At 61.6% G+C, this 13,213-nt stretch carries 13 protein-coding genes; 3 read left to right on the forward strand and 10 right to left on the reverse strand.

Going from position 1 to position 13,213, the window contains the following annotated elements; translation table 11 throughout:
• The first annotated feature begins 205 nt into the window (after window positions 1–205).
• Entirely contained in the window at window positions 206–709 is a 504-nt protein-coding gene (locus tag C0V73_RS17700) for an outer membrane protein assembly factor BamE (protein WP_102021704.1), read from the forward strand.
• Window positions 710–805: 96 nt separating this feature from the next.
• Here C0V73_RS17700 and C0V73_RS17705 read toward each other — a convergent pair whose 3' ends face one another.
• The 4 genes from C0V73_RS17705 to ribH form a co-directional block, all read right to left on the reverse strand.
• Entirely contained in the window at window positions 806–2,944 is a 2,139-nt protein-coding gene (locus tag C0V73_RS17705; protein ID WP_102021337.1) for a sodium-translocating pyrophosphatase, read from the reverse strand.
• A 154-nt stretch (window positions 2,945–3,098) separates the two neighbouring features.
• Window positions 3,099–4,325 carry an MFS transporter gene (locus C0V73_RS17710; RefSeq protein WP_102021338.1) on the reverse strand — a complete coding sequence of 409 codons (1,227 nt, stop codon included), beginning with the start codon at window positions 4,323–4,325 and terminating at the stop codon, window positions 3,099–3,101.
• Window positions 4,326–4,335: 10 nt separating this feature from the next.
• Window positions 4,336–4,818 carry a transcription antitermination factor NusB gene (nusB, locus tag C0V73_RS17715; protein WP_102021339.1) on the reverse strand — a complete coding sequence of 161 codons (483 nt, stop codon included), beginning with the start codon at window positions 4,816–4,818 and terminating at the stop codon, window positions 4,336–4,338.
• The gene (gene ribH, locus C0V73_RS17720; RefSeq protein WP_102021340.1) at window positions 4,819–5,277 is read right to left on the reverse strand and encodes a 6,7-dimethyl-8-ribityllumazine synthase; all 459 of its coding nucleotides are present in this window, start codon (window positions 5,275–5,277) and stop codon (window positions 4,819–4,821) included.
• A 329-nt stretch (window positions 5,278–5,606) separates the two neighbouring features.
• Here ribH and C0V73_RS17725 point away from each other — a divergent pair, with 329 nt between their 5' ends.
• A complete protein-coding gene (locus C0V73_RS17725) occupies window positions 5,607–5,969 on the forward strand; it encodes a hypothetical protein (RefSeq protein ID WP_102021341.1) in 363 nt (120 codons plus the stop codon).
• A gap of 226 nt (window positions 5,970–6,195) precedes the next feature.
• Here C0V73_RS17725 and ribD read toward each other — a convergent pair whose 3' ends face one another.
• The 6 genes from ribD to C0V73_RS17755 form a co-directional block, all read right to left on the reverse strand.
• Complete coding sequence (gene ribD, locus C0V73_RS17730) at window positions 6,196–7,284, reverse strand: bifunctional diaminohydroxyphosphoribosylaminopyrimidine deaminase/5-amino-6-(5-phosphoribosylamino)uracil reductase RibD (protein WP_245408017.1); 1,089 nt, start codon at window positions 7,282–7,284, stop codon at window positions 6,196–6,198.
• A gap of 3 nt (window positions 7,285–7,287) precedes the next feature.
• On the reverse strand, window positions 7,288–7,764 hold the full coding sequence (gene nrdR, locus C0V73_RS17735; RefSeq protein WP_102021343.1) for a transcriptional regulator NrdR: 477 nt from the start codon (window positions 7,762–7,764) through the stop codon (window positions 7,288–7,290).
• Between the two features lie 12 nt (window positions 7,765–7,776).
• Complete coding sequence (glyA, locus tag C0V73_RS17740; RefSeq protein ID WP_102021344.1) at window positions 7,777–9,066, reverse strand: serine hydroxymethyltransferase; 1,290 nt, start codon at window positions 9,064–9,066, stop codon at window positions 7,777–7,779.
• 179 nt (window positions 9,067–9,245) lie between these two features.
• Complete coding sequence (locus tag C0V73_RS17745; RefSeq protein WP_102021345.1) at window positions 9,246–10,574, reverse strand: L,D-transpeptidase family protein; 1,329 nt, start codon at window positions 10,572–10,574, stop codon at window positions 9,246–9,248.
• Window positions 10,575–10,873: 299 nt separating this feature from the next.
• The gene (locus C0V73_RS17750; protein ID WP_102021346.1) at window positions 10,874–11,383 is read right to left on the reverse strand and encodes a MarR family winged helix-turn-helix transcriptional regulator; all 510 of its coding nucleotides are present in this window, start codon (window positions 11,381–11,383) and stop codon (window positions 10,874–10,876) included.
• A gap of 131 nt (window positions 11,384–11,514) precedes the next feature.
• The gene (locus C0V73_RS17755; protein ID WP_102021347.1) at window positions 11,515–11,952 is read right to left on the reverse strand and encodes a DUF6163 family protein; all 438 of its coding nucleotides are present in this window, start codon (window positions 11,950–11,952) and stop codon (window positions 11,515–11,517) included.
• A gap of 175 nt (window positions 11,953–12,127) precedes the next feature.
• On the opposite strand from C0V73_RS17755, the gene hemB reads away from it, so the two are divergent.
• Window positions 12,128–13,144 (forward strand): porphobilinogen synthase, encoded by a 1,017-nt coding sequence (gene hemB, locus C0V73_RS17760; RefSeq protein ID WP_102021348.1) that lies wholly within the window; start codon window positions 12,128–12,130, stop codon window positions 13,142–13,144.
• Window positions 13,145–13,213: the final 69 nt, after the last annotated feature.

The raw sequence follows: 13,213 nt of genomic DNA on the forward strand, positions 1-13,213 counted from the left end.
GCCCGGACGTGGTCGTGTTGCATGATTGCGAAAGCTGGTTTACCGAAGCAGGCGTGAATTGCAATGCCGTTATCCGGCACGAATGCCGCATCCTGCGGCAGATTGACCGGCAAATCGGCAGCGCAGACATTGCGGCAGCTTTCCCCGGAAAGGCCACAATGCTATGCGCAGAAGCATGCGGCATCGGCAGGTGCCATCGACACTCATGGGAGACGTTTGCGTGGACATTCGGATTTTCAAGTCGGACAGGAAGCTCCTGAGCACGACCGCTCTTGCGGTTGCCGTCATCGTCGGCCTTTCCGCCTGCCAGACCTCCGAGGTCTTCCATAACGGCTATGTCGTCGATCAGGCAGCGCTCGACCTCGTTCCGGTCGGCTCCAGCCGCGAGCAGGTGCTGCTCTCGCTCGGCACGCCGTCGACCACGGCGACCTTCGACGGTGAGGTGTTCTACTACATCTCCCAGAAGCGCACCCGGACCGTCGCCTTCATGAAACAGCGTCTGGTCGACCAGCAGATCCTCGCGATCTATTTCGACAAGGACGGCGTTGTCACGCAGCGCGCCAACTACACCCTGCAGGACGGCAAGGTGTTCGACACGATTTCCCGCACCACCCCGACCGGTGGTCGCGACCTCACCTTCCTGCAGCAGCTGCTTGCTGGCGGCGGCGGTGCGGCCAACAGCGTCCGCAACATTCTCGGCGGCCAGTAAGGCCGCCTCACCTCGGGGACCCTGCCGTCCACCGGGATCCAGACATGAAAAGACCGCGGAAGTTGCCTTCCGCGGTCTTTTTCTTTGCGTGATGCCTCAACCGGCCAGAACAGCCAGAAGCAGGAGCGCCACGATATTGGTGATCTTGATGGCAGGGTTCACAGCCGGACCCGCCGTATCCTTATAAGGGTCACCAACGGTGTCGCCGGTGACGGAGGCCTTGTGCGCGTCCGAACCCTTCAGATGCTTCACGCCATCCTTGTCGATGAAGCCGTCTTCGAAGCTCTTCTTGGCATTGTCCCAGGCACCACCGCCGGAGGTCATCGAAATGGCAACGAAGAGGCCGTTGACAATGACGCCGAGCAGCGAGGCGCCGAGGGCTGCAAAGGCGGACGCCTTGGAGCCAGAGATCAGGAGTACGCCGAAATAGACCACCAGAGGTGCCAGAACCGGCAGCAGCGAGGGAATGATCATTTCCTTGATCGCAGCGCGGGTCAGGATGTCGACCGCCCGGCCATAGTCCGGCTTTTCCGTGCCCTGCATGATGCCCGGCTTTTCGCGGAACTGCCGGCGGACTTCCTCGACGATAGAACCCGCCGCACGACCAACGGCCGTCATGGCGATACCGCCGAAGAGGTATGGGATCAGGCCGCCGAAGATCAGACCAGCAACGACATAGGGGTTGGAGAGATCGAAGGAGATCGGCCCCATGTCGGCAAAGTAAGGATACTGGGCGCTGTTTGCGGCGAAGTAGGCCAGGTCGTTGGAATAGGCGGCGAAGAGCACGAGTGCACCAAGACCGGCCGACCCGATCGCGTAGCCCTTGGTGACGGCCTTGGTGGTGTTGCCGACGGCGTCGAGCGCGTCGGTCGACTTGCGCACTTCCGGCGGCAGGTGGGACATTTCGGCGATGCCGCCGGCATTGTCCGTGACCGGACCGAAAGCATCGAGTGCCACGATCATGCCGGCGAGGCCGAGCATGGTGGTGACCGCGATTGCAGTGCCGAAAAGGCCAGCGAGCTGGTAGGTCGAGATGATGCCGCCGACGATGACGATGGCCGGAAGGGCCGTCGATTCCAGCGAGACGGCAAGACCCTGGATAACGTTGGTGCCGTGGCCGGTGACCGATGCCTGGGCGATCGAATTGACCGGGCGCTTGTTGGTGCCGGTGTAGTATTCGGTGATCACGACGATGAGCGCGGTCACCACGAGGCCTAGAATGCCGCAGATGAACAGGTTGACGCCGGTGATCTCCATGCCGGCAACCGTGCCGATCGTGCCCCAGCCGATGGTGAGCGATGTGGCGAGTGCCAGGCCAGCCACGGACAGAAGGCCGGTGACGATCAGGCCCTTGTAGAGCGCGCCCATGATCGACCCGCTGGTGCCCAGCTTGACGAAGAAAGTGCCGATGATCGAGGTGATGATGCAGGCACCGCAGATCGCGAGCGGGTAGATCATCGTGATGTCGAGGACGGCCGAACCCGCAAAGAAGATCGCGGCCAGAACCATGGTAGCGACCACGGAGACAGCATAGGTTTCGAACAGGTCGGCTGCCATGCCGGCGCAATCGCCGACGTTATCGCCGACGTTATCAGCAATGGTGGCCGGGTTGCGCGGATCATCTTCCGGAATACCGGCTTCCACCTTGCCGACGAGGTCCCCACCAACGTCAGCGCCCTTGGTGAAGATACCGCCGCCGAGACGAGCGAAGATCGAGATCAGCGAAGCACCGAAGCCGAGCGCAACCAGCGCATCGATGACTTCACGTGAGCCGCTTTCGTGCCCCAGGATCGCGGTCAGGATGTAGAAGTAGATGGAGACGCCGAGCAGGGCGAGGCCTGCAACCAGCATGCCGGTGATGGCGCCGGACTTGAAGGCGATGTCGAGGCCGGCGGCGAGGCTATGGGACGCGGCTTGCGCCGTGCGCACATTGGCACGGACCGAGACATGCATACCGATGAAGCCGGCGGCACCCGAAAGCACGGCGCCGATCAGGAAGCCGATTGCGGCCGTGCCGGACAGAAGAAACCATGTGCCGGCAAAAACGACGGCGCCGACAATCGCGATGTTCAGGTATTGCCGAGTGAGGTAAGCCTGAGCACCCTCGCGAATATAGCCTGCAATTTCCTGCATTCGGGCATTGCCCTGGTCCGCCGCCAGCACCGAGCGCGTCGCCCAGACCGCGTAGACCACGGACAGAAGCCCGCATAAAATTACGCCTAGAAGAACCGTCATTCGCAATACCCTCCCGTATTGCCCGCGCCTCACTCATCGCGGGCCGTGACTCGCAGACTCAGGCCCCCTCCTCCGAGACCTCGTCAACGCGTGGCGAGATTGCGTCGCGCTTTTCACGGCGTCAAGTACGCATATTTTGCAGGATGGCGGGAACTCAGGCGGGTTTGCGGGCGGCTGCACGGAGCTGGAGAAGCACCAGGATCAGGCAGAGGATTGTCACCGGCCAGATGACCAGATTCATCACCGACCAGCCAAAAGCCGTGAAAACCTTGCCCGAGGAGAAGGACGAAAGAGCGACCGTCGAGAACAGGATGATGTCGTGGAAACCCTGCACCTTGTCGGCTTCTGCGGGGCGATAGCTCGAAGCCACAATGGCTGTCGCGCCGATGAAGCCGAAGTTCCAGCCTATGCCGAGCAGAACGAGCGCGCCCCAGAAATTCCAGAGCGCAATGCCCCAATGGGCAACCACGGCGCAGGACATCAGGATCAGCAGGCCGGCGGCAACCACCTTTTCAGCGCCGAAGCGGGTGATCAGAACGCCGGTGAAGAAGCTGGGGGCGAACATGGCAATCACATGCCACTGGATGCCGAGCGTTGCGAGTTCCGAGGAGAAGCCGCAACCGATGACCATGGCGAGCGGGGCGCCGGTCATCATGAAGGTCATCAGGGCATAGGAGCTGATGCCGCAGATCATGCCGGTCGTGAAGCGCTGGGTCATGACAATTTCGCTGAGCGGCCGCGTCGGTCCACTCGCTTCCGCCTTCTTCTCGGCGATCGTCGGCAGCTTCAGAAAGAAGAGGACGGCAATCGCACAGAGCAGCAGCGGCACCATGCCGAGGAAGGCACCGGCGAAGGTCACGGGCGCCAGCGCATCTTTCAACCAGATCGCGATCTGCGGGCCTGCGATGGCGGAGATGATGCCGGCCGCGAGGATCCAGGAGATTGCCTTGCCCTTGTAGAAACTGGGCGACGCATCGGCGGCGGCGAAGCGGATCTTCTGGGTGAAGCCGCCGGACACGCCCATGAGCAGCAGCGAGAAGGCAAAGAGCCAGAAGTTGGACTGGATGAGGGAGAAAGCGGCGAGCGCGCTGCCGAGCGCGCCCATCAGCGCACCGACCATGAAGCTCTCGCGGCGGCCGAGAACACGGGAGGCCGCAGCCACCACGATTGCGCCCACGGCCACGCCAACGTTGAAGCCGGTCAAGGGTGCCGTCGCCAGCGACTTGTCGGCGCCGAGCATCTGGAAGCCGGCGAGGCCGCCGACCGCGAAGGCGAGAGGTGGTGCAGAGCCCAGGATCGCCTGGGCCACTGCGAGCAGACCGACGTTACGCTTGGCTGTCGAAAGTTGTCCGTCCAGCCCTGCTCCCGTCGTCGCGTCCATCTGCCTATTCCTATTTCTGCGCCGGGGCGCGAACCTGCTTTGCAATGCGGTCGAGAACGGCGTTGACCAGCTTCGGCTCGTCGTCCTGGAAGAAGGCCTGAGCGATCTCGACATACTCCGTTACAATAACGGCGATTGGCACATCCTTGCGCTCGATCAATTCGAACGTGCCGGCACGCAGAATAGCGCGGACCGTGCTGTCCATGCGCGACAGGGACCAGTCGTCCTGAAGCGCGCCGCGGATCATCGGGTCGATCTTGGCTTGGTCGCGCACGACACCGGCGACGATCGAGCGGAACCAGGAGGCGTCCGCCTTCAGATAGGTTTCGCCATCGACTTCCTGGCCGAGGCGATGCGCCTCGTATTCCGCCACCACTTCGAGGACGCCGGAGCCTGCGATATCCATCTGGTAGAGAGCCTGTACGGCCGCGAGGCGCGCTGCGCCGCGCTGGTTGGCCGGTTTTACTGGATGCTTGCCTTCGTCCGACATCACTCAGCCACCCAGTTTCTTCTTCAGTTCGATCATCGAGAGTGCTGCACGGGCCGCAAAGCCGCCCTTGTCCTTCTCGCTGCGCTTGACGCGCGCCCAGGCCTGCTCGTCATTTTCGACGGTCATGATGCCGTTGCCGATTGCCAGCGATTCCGAGACGGCAAGATCCATCAGGGCACGCGAGGATTCGTTGGCGACGATGTCGAAGTGATAGGTCTCGCCGCGGATGACCATGCCAAGCGCGATGAAGCCGTCATAATGTGTGCCTTCGTCGTCCATGGCATCGAGCGCCATGGCGATCGCCGGCGGGATTTCGAGCGCGCCAGGAACGGTGATGAGGTCGAAGGTCGCGCCGACCTCTTCGAGTGCGTGCTTGGCACCGTCCAGAAGGGCGTCAGACATGTCGTCGTAGAAGCGTGCCTCGACGATCAGCAAATGCGGCGAAGCCGTCTTGTTTCCCATGGGTCCGATCCGATCTTGAAATGTGATTGCGGCCGCTGGCCGAACAGAAACGCGGTCAAACCACGCCATATCGAGGAAGGCAAGTGTTTTTGCGTCGGGGCGGGGATGCGCCGGTCGGGCGGCTTGGCCTGGCTTCAAGCCCACTGTCACCAGACCCTTGTTCCAAGCTCGCTAATATTGACCGAAATCGGGCGAGTTACGTGACAAATGTTTAATGGAAATCAGACCTTTAAGGCCTGGATCCCGCCACAAATCGATCCCACCTTCAGTGTTGCAAGCGAGCGACGGAATCCCCCGCCATCGCAAACATCCTCGAAAGGACCAGGACCATGAATCGCTTTGCAACCATCTTCAGCGCATCCGCACTGTCCGCCATCGCCTTTGGTGCTGAAAGCTACGCCGCCATGCCAGCCGCCGGCGCCATGCCCGACAGCAAGATCGAAAGCACGATCCAGACGATGGCGCCCATGGACTTCAATGTCGTGCGCATTGACTCGCTGAAGACCCATGACGCCGCCAATGAACGCTTCGGAAGCCTCGCCCCCACCTCCCAGGAAGCAAGGCTCGTCCAGGCCTCTGTCATCGCCAATCGCCCGCTCGCTCAGAAGCTGCAGGCGCAGGCCGTCGAGCTGACCAACATCGTCGGCGCAGAACAGGCCGCGGATGGCGGCGTCACGTTCTACGTTCGCTGATCTCCAACTCTCCTCCCTGTCCCCCACCTTGCCCCGTGTCTCCGGACACGGGGCTTTTTCGTCGGTGCGGAACATTTGAAGGCTGCGCGGTGTTGTAAATACAGAAGGGCACCTGCAGGAGGCTGCCCGCAATTCAGACCTGGAGGCACCCCATGGGCCGCGGCATACTTCTCTGGTTGATCGGCGTACCGATCCCCCTGATCATCATCTTCCTGCTGTTCTTCCGCTAAATCCAGGCAGAGGCAGGCAGCCGATCGAAGATCTGCAGCCTGTCAGCGCCCACCTGCCGCTCGTCCACGCGGACGAAGCCGGCGGGCAGGCGGTCGGCGGTAATCGGCGATGCGATGCCGTCCGAGCCAATCGTGACCGACGAGTCATAGAGGTGGATGCGATCGACCAATCCCCGGCCCAAGAGGTCAGACGCGACACGCGCACCGCCCTCCACCATCAGGGAGGATACGCCCCTCTGCGCGAGCAAGGCCAGCAGGTCCTCGACCCCGGTGATTTCGACGATTTCCACCCCGATGTCCGCAAGCTCTGCGCGATGGCCCTTTGAGCCCGGCGCGACCGCGACGAGCACCGGCACTGTCTGTGCGCTCTTCGCTAGCTTCGAGGTTGGCGACAATTCAGCCTTGCGATCGAGAACGACCCTGAGCGGTGATGTGCTCTCCAGTCCCGGCAAGCGCACCGTTAACTCCGGATCGTCTGCAAGTGCCGTCCCGATCCCAACCAGGATCGCGTCGCTTTCTGCTCTCAACCGATGAACGGATTCCCGCGCTTCTCGTCCGGTGATCGCCACCTGTCCTGCACCCTTGCGGCCGAGCATGCCATCGGCGGAAACGGCAAGCTTGAGAGTCACTTGCGGACGACCCTTCGTCTGGCGCGTCAAGTAGCCGCCCATGGCGCGGCGGGCCTCTTTCTGCAAAATCCCGATCGTGACTTCGATATCGGCGTCGGCGAGGATCTTAAGGCCTCGGCCGGATACCCGCGGGTCAGGATCGGCGACGGCGACCACAACGCGGGCAATGCCCGAGGCAACGATGGCATTGGCGCAAGGTGGGGTCTTGCCGTGATGCGAACAGGGCTCGAGGGTGACATAGGCCGTCGCCCCTCTCGCCTTCTCACCTGCCTCGGCAATCGCCTGCGGTTCGGCATGCGGCCGACCGCCAAGCGCCGTCACGCCGCGGCCGACGACTTCGCCATCTTTCACGATCAGGCAGCCGACAGAAGGATTGGGGCCGGTTCTTCCGACATGGGTCAGGGAAAGCGCGATCGCCTCGCGCATGAAGTTCTCGTCACGGGCGGTGATCGACACGCCTCAGTCCGCGGTGCTGTCGCGGGAGATCTTGGCGTTGATCTCGGCGATCACGTTTTCGAAGTCCTCGGCATGGGAGAAATCCCTGTAGACCGAAGCGTAGCGCACGAAGGCGACGTCATCGAGCGTCTTCAGGGCTTCGAGTACCTGCAGGCCAATTTCTTCGGATGAGATTTCGGTCTCGCCGGAGCTTTCGAGGCGGCGGACGATACCGGACACGGCACGCTCTATACGGTCAGGATCGACAGGGCGCTTGCGCAGTGCGATCTGAAAGGACCGCACCAGCTTGTCGCGATCGAACGGCGCCTTGCGGCCGGTCTTCTTCAAGACCATCAGCTCACGCAGCTGCACGCGTTCGAAGGTGGTGAAGCGCCCCCCGCAATCCGGACAGATGCGCCGCCGGCGGATGGAGGTGTTATCCTCCGCCGGTCGCGAGTCCTTGACCTGGGTTTCATCCGATCCGCAGAAGGGGCAGCGCATCAGCCTAATGCCTTACATGTAAGGGTACATCGGGAAGCGGTCCGTCAGCGCCACTACCTTGTCCCGCACCGCAGCCTCGACGGCAGCGTTGCCTTCATCCGAGTTAGCGACCTTCAGACCATCGAGAACCTCGACGATCAGGTTGCCGATTTCGGTGAATTCGGCTTCCTTGAAACCGCGGGTCGTGCCGGCAGGCGTGCCGAGGCGGATACCGGAGGTGACGAAGGGCTTTTCCGGATCGAAGGGGATGCCGTTCTTGTTGCAGGTGATGTAGGCGCGGCCGAGGCCGGCTTCCGCACGCTTGCCGGTGGCGTTCTTCTTGCGCAGGTCGACCAGCATCAGGTGGTTGTCGGTACCGCCGGAGACGATATCGAGATTGTGCTTGATCAGCGTCTCGGCCAGAACTTTGGCGTTCTTCACGACCTGAGCGGCATAGTCCTTGAATTCCGGCTTCAGCGCTTCACCGAAGGCAACGGCCTTGGCGGCGATGACATGCATCAGCGGGCCGCCCTGGAGACCCGGGAAGACGGCCGAGTTGAACTTCTTCGCCAGATCCTCGTCGTTCGTGAGGATCATGCCGCCACGCGGACCACGGAGCGACTTATGGGTCGTCGAGGTCGCCACATGGCAATGCGGGAACGGCGACGGATGCTGTCCACCGGCAACGAGACCGGCAATATGGGCCATGTCGACCATGAGATAGGCGCCGACCGAATCGGCGATCTCGCGGAAACGCTTCCAATCCCAGGTGCGGGAATAGGCGGTGCCACCGGCGATGATCAGCTTCGGCTTGTGCTGTTCGGCCTTCTTGGCAACGTCTTCCATGTCCAGCTGGTGGTCGTCTTCACGCACACCGTAGGAGACGACGTTGAACCACTTGCCGGACATGTTGACCGGCGAACCGTGGGTCAGGTGACCGCCCGAGTTCAGGTCGAGGCCCATGAAGGTGTCGCCCGGCTGCAGCAGCGCCAGGAAGACGGCCTGGTTCATTTGGCTACCGGAGTTCGGCTGAACGTTGGCGAAGTTGACGCCGAAGAGCTTCTTGGCGCGTTCGATCGCGAGTTCTTCAGCGATGTCGACGAACTGGCAGCCGCCGTAATAGCGCTTGCCCGGATAGCCTTCCGCATACTTGTTCGTCATGATCGAGCCCTGGGCTTCGAGCACGGCGCGTGAGACGATATTTTCAGAAGCGATCAGCTCGATCTCGTGACGTTGACGACCGAGTTCCTTCTCGATCGCACCGAAAATGTCCGGATCTGCATCGGCGAGAGAACGAGAAAAGAAGGCATCGTTGTTCGACATGATCGCTGGCTCCTCAAAAGCGTTTGATGCTGTGGGGTCTTAAACTTCCGCAGTCACGAGAGCAATACGGAGAACGACATTTGCGGATCAATTGGCGCGCTTGGGCGAATGGCCGCAGCCTCCAAGCAAAAAGCCGCGCACGGGGCGCGGCTTGATGGGGTTCGGCTGCAAGCGGCTGCTTACTGCAGCGGGACGAAATCTTCTTCGACCGAGCCTGCGAACTGCTCGACGCCGATATTGGCCTGCAGTGCCAGCTGGGCGTCGCCGTCCTTCTGATAGATGTCGTCACGGAACTGAACGATGTTGTCGTTCGTCGACCAGGCCGAGATGTAGACGATGTAAACCGGCACTTCTTCGGCCAGCTTGATCGGATTGTTCTGACGGGTCGTGATGACGCGCTCGATTTCCTGACGCGACCAGCCGGGGGTGTCGCGGAGCAGCCAGGTAACCAGGTCGCGAACGTTCTGCACGCGGATGCAGCCCGAAGATTCGAAGCGCATCAGCTTGTTGAACAGGCCCTGCTGGGGCGTGTCGTGCATGTATTCATTGTTCGGGTTGTGGAAGTTGATCTTGGTGGATGCCATGGCGTTGATCTTGCCCGGATCCTGACGGAACATCAGGTTCGGTGCCTTGGCGGCGTTCCAGTCAACCGTTTCCGGAGCCACTTCGTTGCCGTTGCCGTCGAACAGGCGGATGCTGTTGCGGGTCAGGTAGGTCGGATCCTTGCGCATCAGCGGTACGATGTCCTTTTCGACGATCGAACGCGGTGCGGTCCAGTACGGGTTGAGGATGACCTCGTAGATCTTGGAATTGATCATGTGGGTCGGGCGATCGATGCGGCCGACGACGGCGGTATTGCGCAGCGCCACACGATCATTTTCGACGGCTTCGACGGAGGCACCGGGAACGTTGACCATCACATAACGACGGCCGAGGTCGCCCGACATGGACTGCAGACGGATGAGGTTGGTGTTCAGCTGGTTCAGGCGAACATCGGCGCCGACATTGAGCGCCTTGACGGTAAATTCGCCGAGCACGCCGTCTTCCGGCAGGCCATGGCGCGCCTGGAAGCGCTTGACGGCAGCGTCGACGTAGGAATCGTAAGAATTCGAAAGGCCAGCTTCGCGCGGCAGGTCGCCCGAAATCATCAGGCGCTGACGGAGGCTCTGAACGGCCGGATCCATGGCGCCGATGCGCAGGGCCGCCGGTGCATTGATCGTCGGCCAGCCACCGTTGGAGACGATCGTCTGGTGCTGGCTGATCGCCTGCTGCATGTACATCAGATTGCTGGCGCTGAGGATCGGCGTGTTGGACACGACGGCTGCAGCCGTGCGAGAAGCCTGGGCATCGAACTGGTCGTCCCAGTTGCCACGACGCGGCGCGTTGATGAGATCGTTGATCGCGTCCTGCGCCACGGCCTGGCCGGCGATCGCCGCGGCACCGGCGGCAGCCGCACCGCGAAGCAGCGAGCGGCGCGAAAGAGCAACAATTCCAGACTTCTTGGACATATTCCCTACCGTTTCATCCTGAACCTGAACCAAACGCATATCGCGCCATGGTTAACAAAGCGCCGCCACGAGGGCTGAAATGTGCGCTGCGGGGTCGATCGGAGGCTGTCGAAACGCCCCCTTTTCTCTTCCCGGCGGTCCCATATCAATATGGCCAATTCGTGTCACCAGGGGGTTGTGTCACGGGAGTGTGTAGGCCCCGGTACGTGTCGTGAGGGCCAGAACGCGAAAACCGGACGCTTCGGGAGAAGCATCCGGTTTCGAGCGGTGGATCGCTTTGGAGGTCGTCTAATGAAGCCTCAGAGGCGATACAGGATCTGGTCGTTCCAGAAGCGGTCGAGACGCTGCAGGAGCTTGTTCATCTGGGTGAACTCGTCAGTGCCGATGCCGCCGACCTTCTGGATCGAGCCGATGTGGCGCTCATAGAGCTTGGCAACGGTTTCGGCGATCTCCTGGCCGGCATCCGTCAGGCTGATGCGGACCGAGCGACGGTCGACGCGCGAGCGCTGGTGGTTGATGAAGCCGAGGTCGACAAGCTTCTTGACGTTGTAGGAGACGTTCGAGCCCAGATAGTAACCGCGCGAGCGCAGTTCACCGGCGGTCAGTTCCGAATTGCCGATGTTGAAGAGCAGGAGTGCCTGGACGGCGTTGATGTCGGAGCGACCCTTGCGGTCGAACTCGTCCTTGATGACGTCGAGAAGGCGGCGGTGAAGACGCTCGACGAGGTGGAGGGATTCGAGGTAGAGCGAACGGATCGCTTCTTCCTGCGGGTCGAGAGTGGCCGGCTGCGGCTTGAGCTTGGTGTTCATATCGGTCTGCCTCACTGTTTTGTTTGGCGGTGTTGGTTTTTCTCCCGCCTTAGTGAGGACCGTATCCAATGCGCATAAAATTCTATTTAAAACGCAGGCTTAACAGAGGCTTACCAGAGCCTCTCCTGCGATCAGGGTAAATCAACCGTTATACCCTGCTGCTTGTGTCTCCCTTCGAGCCACAACGCCAGGCGGAATACCACATAGACGACGAAGACAGCCGAATGCATGGTGACGGCGAGCGTGTTGTAGCCGAAGACATCCGGCCACACCGTGAACATCAGCATCTGCCCGCCGGCTGCAAGAAGCCACATGACCGGCCCCCAGGAGCCTGCGAGCCAGAGGCCCAGGGCTGCAACCGGAAAGACGACGGCAAGGCCCGTGGCCGCCACACGCCAGGGTGTGGAGAGAAGGTCGAAGCGACCAAGCCCGTCATGGCTGTATCCGACGATCAGCGCCCAGTATTGCAGGCCGAACCAGAGGCAGGCGAGCGCCACAACGCGCAGAAACAAGACGAAAATGGCTTCCGTCAGACTGCGAAGGGGCGTGTTGGTCGAATCAGCTTCCATGGCTCAGAGGATAGGCTTGTGCCAAGGTCTCCGCCAGCTTGGGGCTTGCGCCCTCCCCTGCTGATCTTGCTCGCCCGCTGCGACGGTTTGATCGGGGAGTCTTCGCCGCCTTCCGTTTTGCAAGCTTTCGCCATCGTGCTAATCAGCAGCCGGAACACAGACGAGGATCAGGCTAATGACGGACAAGACACATCTGGTAGACGCAGTTACCGGACACCGGCGCATGCGCCGCCTGCGCAAGGCCGACTGGCAGCGCCGGATGGTCCAGGAGAACCGCCTGACCGTCAATGACCTGATCTGGCCGATCTTCATTGTGCCAGGATCGAACATCATGGACCCGATCGCTGCCATGCCCGGCGTTTTCAGGATGAGTGTCGACAAGGCCGTTGAAGCGGCTAAGGAAGCCGCCGATCTCGGGATCCCGGCATTGGCGACGTTTCCGAATATCGAAATGGAACTGCGCGACCAGACCGGCTCGGAAGTCCTCAAGAGCAACAACCTCCTCAATCAGGTGACGGCGGCGATCAAGAAGGCGGTTCCGAACATCGGGGTGATCACCGATGTGGCGCTCGACCCCTTCACCAGCCATGGCCATGACGGCATTTTGCGCGATGGCGAGATCGTTAATGACGAGACGGTGGACCAATTGGTGCGCGCAGCAATTGCCCAGGCCGATGCCGGCTCCGACATCATCGCGCCCTCCGACATGATGGATGGCCGCATCGGCGCGATCCGCCGGGGCCTCGATGCCGCCGGGCACCAGGACGTCGGCATTATGTCCTATGCCACCAAGTTCGCCTCCTGCTACTACGGTCCTTATCGCGAGGCGATCTCGACCAGCGGGCTGCTGAAGGGTGACAAGAAGACCTATTACATCGACCCGGCCAACAGCACGGAAGCCGTGCGAGACGCCGCCCTCGACGTCGAGGAAGGTGCCGACATGCTGATGGTGAAGCCGGGCCTGCCCTATCTCGACATCTGCTGGCGCCTCAAGGACACGTTTGGCCTGCCGGTCTTTGCCTATCAGGTGTCCGGAGAGTACAGCCAGATCAAGGCTGCGGCGGCGAATGGCTGGATCGACGGCGAGCGGGCGATGCTCGAAACGCTGCTCTGTTTCAAGCGGGCCGGCTGCGACGGCATCCTCACCTACTTTGCGCCTGAGGTGGCCCGTCAGCTCGCAAAGCAGGGCTGATCCTCACGGATTATTGTATTCGGCATCGGGCTCCCCATATCAGAAACACAACCGAACAAGGAGCCCGAC

Origin of the sequence: Rhizobium sp. TH135, from assembly GCF_002855515.1 — a bacterium.
In the GTDB taxonomy this organism is placed as follows: Bacteria; Pseudomonadota; Alphaproteobacteria; order Rhizobiales; family Rhizobiaceae; genus Allorhizobium.